Annotated in this window: 3 protein-coding genes; 1 reads left to right on the forward strand and 2 read right to left on the reverse strand. The window is 50.4% G+C overall.

Annotation, left to right across the window (positions count from 1 at the left end; translation table 11 throughout):
* Positions 1 to 75 precede the first annotated feature (75 nt).
* Positions 76 to 3,054: a two-component regulator propeller domain-containing protein gene (locus GTA51_RS20040; RefSeq protein WP_160964257.1), complete on the reverse strand. Its 2,979-nt coding sequence runs from the start codon at positions 3,052 to 3,054 to the stop codon at positions 76 to 78.
* Positions 3,055 to 3,221: 167 nt separating this feature from the next.
* Here GTA51_RS20040 and GTA51_RS20045 point away from each other — a divergent pair, with 167 nt between their 5' ends.
* Complete coding sequence (locus GTA51_RS20045; protein WP_160964258.1) at positions 3,222 to 3,518, forward strand: glutaredoxin family protein; 297 nt, start codon at positions 3,222 to 3,224, stop codon at positions 3,516 to 3,518.
* 158 nt (positions 3,519 to 3,676) lie between these two features.
* On the opposite strand, the gene GTA51_RS20050 is transcribed toward GTA51_RS20045, so the two are convergent.
* Complete coding sequence (locus GTA51_RS20050) at positions 3,677 to 4,045, reverse strand: response regulator (RefSeq protein WP_160964259.1); 369 nt, start codon at positions 4,043 to 4,045, stop codon at positions 3,677 to 3,679.
* Positions 4,046 to 4,166 lie beyond the last annotated feature (121 nt).

The following is a 4,166-nucleotide window of genomic DNA, read 5'->3' on the forward strand; positions in this document are numbered from 1 at the left end:
CTGCCAGGGGGGAGTCAGACCCAGTCCCAGGGCGAAGATATCTTCTGTACGCATTTTGAGCCTCCGAGAGGGTCGCTACCCCTCGCCGGAGGATAAGGTCAATTCCATTTCAAGCGTCGAAGAACCGACAATATCTTCCCTATCCTGTGGATTATGCCAGAACCCGATATTGAGACAGGACAGCTTCAAAACATCCAGCTCATGAACGCCGACAAGCTGGGAAAAAGCCTCATTCGCCTGCAGAATACGACCTGTTTTTTCATCGCTAATGCTAATGGCCAAAGGAGAGACCTTGAATATGGCAGAAAAGCTCAATTGACTTCGACGCAAAGCTTCTTCAGCCACATCCCTTTCTTCTATTCTTTTTTCAAGATCAAATGTTCGAGCCCGCACAGTGTTTTCAAGCTCTATTTGACGACGACCGATTGATCTTATACGAAGTCTGTATAGCAAATAAATTAATAAAACGATAGCCAGAATGCAAAAAGCCCGAAACCACCACATAGCCCAAAACGGAGGTACTACTTTTAATTCCAGGCTTACACCACTTTCATTCCACATTCCATCATTGTTACAGCCCAGAACGCGTAAGACGTACTGACCAGGATCAAGGTTTGTGTAGGTTGCTGTGCGACTTGCGGAGGGCGGCGAAAAGCTTTTATCGAAGCCTTCGAGCTTGTAGGAAAAAAGATTACGCTTCGGATCGGCATAATCAAGGGCGGCAAAGGTGAAGCCGACGATGTTGTCCTTATAATCGATGGAAACGGACTGGGCCACAGCCATGTTTCCGGCCTTGTGGTAGGCGTGGTTCAGGACGCTCATCGCCGAAATAACTATCGGAGGCACGTGCTTATTTGGCCGGATGCGCTCCGGGACAAGGGCGGTCACACCTTTGACGCTCCCGAAGAACAACTCTCCACGCGGCGATGCCCCATAGGCATTCATCCAGAATTCCAAACCAGAAATTCCATCACGACCGGAATAATTCCGTATTTCACCTGACGCCGGAGTATAACGAGACAGCCCTCTAAATGTAGATATCCATAAATTTCCCCTACTGTCTTGTAAAATACCCTGTATTCCGTTATTAATAAGCCCATCATTTGTCGTCACATGCTTGAATTTACCAGAAACTAGGTCAAAGTGGTTGAGACCGTTATCGGTGCCAATCCAAAGATCTCCTGAAGCATTCTCCAGAATGGGCGTAACGCGATTATTGGAAATAGAATCCGGATTATTGGGATCAAACTCCCAGTGCTCAAACTTTTCTGTGGCCGGATCAAAACGATTGAGACCTGCATTTGTTCCAATCCAGAGCGCACCTGTCCGGCTAAGCGTAATATGACGAACCCGGTCATGGCTGATACTTGCTGGGTTGGCCGGATCATGCTTGTAACGCTTGACTTTTCCAGTGCTCGGGTCAAAGCGGTTCAGGCCGGCGGAACTGGTTCCAATCCAGAGGATGCCGCTGGCATCTTCGGCAATCCACCAGATCTTATCCTGACTCAAACTCTCTGGGTCCTTCGGGTCAGAGCGGTAATGTGTAAAGCCGCCGCTGGCCGGGTCATAGAGTGCCAAGCCGCCGTCCATCGTCCCCACCCAGAGTCGATTCTGTCGGTCGATGTGCAGGCAGTTGACGCCGTTATCGCCGAGGCTCCGGGGATTGCTCGGATCATTTTGGAATCGTGTCACGGTTCCATTCCGGCGGTCCAGGCGATTGAGCCCGGTGTACCGTGTCCCCACCCAGAGGAAATCGTCACCTTCAGCCAAAACGGAACCGATGGCGTCTCCAGAAAGGCTGTTGGGATTGCCGGGCTGGTTGCGATAGATCGAAAAGGCCTGATAGGCAGGGTTGAGCTTGTTGACACCGCCCGAATAGGTTCCAACCCACAAAATCCCGCCGGTATCCTCCAGCATGGTCAAGACGTCGTTGTGAGACAAGCTCTCCGGGTCCAGGGCGTTGTGGCTATAAACGACAGCGCGCAAGCCTCCTGGGGCATCAGCATCAGGGAAAAGCTGGGCCAGCCCCCGGTTCGTACCTATGAAAAGCTGCCCCTGGCTGTCTCGAAAGGCAAACCAAGTCGCGACACCAGGCAAAAAATGATTCCACACACCCGAGTCCAGCTTGCAGCGAAAAACGCCGTGTCCCTCAGTGAGAACCCAGAGATCGTTTGTTCCATCCAGATTTATGCCACTGATCACGGCATCGTCGGGAAACGTTCCCGGGGCTTCAGGAACAAGCCGTGACGCCAACTGTTGTCCATAGGGGATGCGATATACGGAGCCTGGGGTGGCCACGAACAAATCCCCCCCCTGGCCATTGAGGACGGAAAGGACAGGTCCAGGATCAGCATTTCCAGAGGAGTTTGGGAGCTTGAATTGCTCGGCTCTGCCCGTCGTTTCATCCAAATGGTATAGCCCGGCCGCCCCTGCGACCCATAATCTCCCGTCCTGATCACGGACCATGGCCCGAATTTCCAACTTGGGATTGGGATAGGGATGCGCCCCGAGATAGGGGCTGAACGTGTCGAACTTCCGATTATAAGCGACCACCCCGCCGCTTTTCATGCCAACGAGCAACTTCCCATCGGGTTCTATGAGCAACGACCTGATGCTGCTGTCAGGCAAACTCGTTGGATCCCCCGGAACGTTGCGATAGACCTTTACTTCTATGCCGTCATAACGATTAAGACCATCATAGGTGCCAATCCACAAAAAACCTTGTTTATCTTGAACCATGCACAGAGCAGAGGATTGGGATAACCCGTCTTCCAGGTCCAAATGCTGAAAACGTGGAATGGGTTCGCAGATACCGATGGAGGAGAAAAAAGCCACGGAAAAAACCACAAAAAAAACATAAATACCTATATACCGAGCGATGAAAAGAGGAATATGCATAATATAGATTAGTGAATTATACTTTATTCTCGATGCGTTCTCGACCTTCAGCGGTTCAAGCCGAACTACTTCGCCTAAGAAACTTGACTGTAACGTGTTATTTAGGAAAAAGGCAACTGTGGAGTAGTCTTCTCCTGAAAAGACGAGTCGGCCCACAGCCCATATGACCCATGGAGTCGTGGTTGAGGTACACCAATTGCAAACATGGGCGGACAACATGAAAAGCATCTCGGAGCAGCCGTCTCCCTTGACCCACAGTCTCGGAACAGGGATAAGGTGAAAGGTGGCACCAGAATGCACCCCTGACCACCCAAGGAGCCTCAATGCCTACTCCTATCAAAATCTTCACCCTTTCCACCTGCTCGCACTGCACCCAGGCCAAGGAGTATCTCGACGAGCGCCAGATTCCCTACAACAATGTCCACGTGGACTTTCTGTCCGGCGATGATCGAACCCAAGTAATCGGCACATTACGCACGCTGAACCCGGAGATAACGTTCCCCACCATCGTTATCGGCGACACGGTCATTGTTGGTTTTCGCCGCGACGAGATCGAAGCAGCCCTTAAGGAATGCAACATGGGAACTGAGGTTCAGGTTGCGACATGGCAGCAACCGTGACGCCGGAGGAGCTATGCCAATCATGACCGAATAAAGCGTGCGCTCTCTGGTCCCTCGCTGCCCTCCAGGTGCCACCACTCGCCCGCTTTCCTTGAGCGCACGGAGCCATATTCCACGCATGGACCGACAAGCCATGGCTCTTATACTTCACCCAGGCGCTAATTTGATTTTCTAGACAAGACTCTTTGAATAACAGCAAATAGAGTTTCTTTGTCAAATGGCTTTGAAATATAATCATCCATACCCGCATCCAAGAAAGCTTCTTTATCGCCGGACATGGCATGAGCGGTCATAGCCACAATAGGAATATTTGATTTTGCTACAAACTCAGAGGAAGTTCTGATTATTTTTGTTGCGGTGACACCATCCATCACTGGCATTTGGACGTCCATAAAAATAAAGTCAATTTTACAATCAGACAGCTTATCCAATGCCTCTTGACCATCTTTAGCCGTCACAACCTCATACCCCTGTTTTTTTAGCAATTTGACAGCCACAGCTCTATTCAATTTTTCATCTTCAACCATTTCTGTCCGGCTAATTTAGAAGAGATAGCCTGCTAGAATTGTTTGGTTTTAAGCGTTGCCGTCGCGGGTCAATGAGGTCGAGAATTTCACATTGCTGAAACAGATTTCGTTGCACCAGCCG

Origin of the sequence: Solidesulfovibrio aerotolerans, assembly GCF_009856865.1 — a bacterium.
In the GTDB taxonomy this organism is placed as follows: domain Bacteria; phylum Desulfobacterota; class Desulfovibrionia; order Desulfovibrionales; family Desulfovibrionaceae; genus Solidesulfovibrio; species Solidesulfovibrio aerotolerans.

Coding starts and splice junctions, on each gene's coding strand:
- GTA51_RS20045 (WP_160964258.1), top strand. CDS start 3,222: ATGCCTACTCCTATCAAAATCTTCACCCTTTCCACCTGCTCGCACTGC.
- GTA51_RS20050 (WP_160964259.1), bottom strand. CDS start 4,045: ATGGTTGAAGATGAAAAATTGAATAGAGCTGTGGCTGTCAAATTGCTA.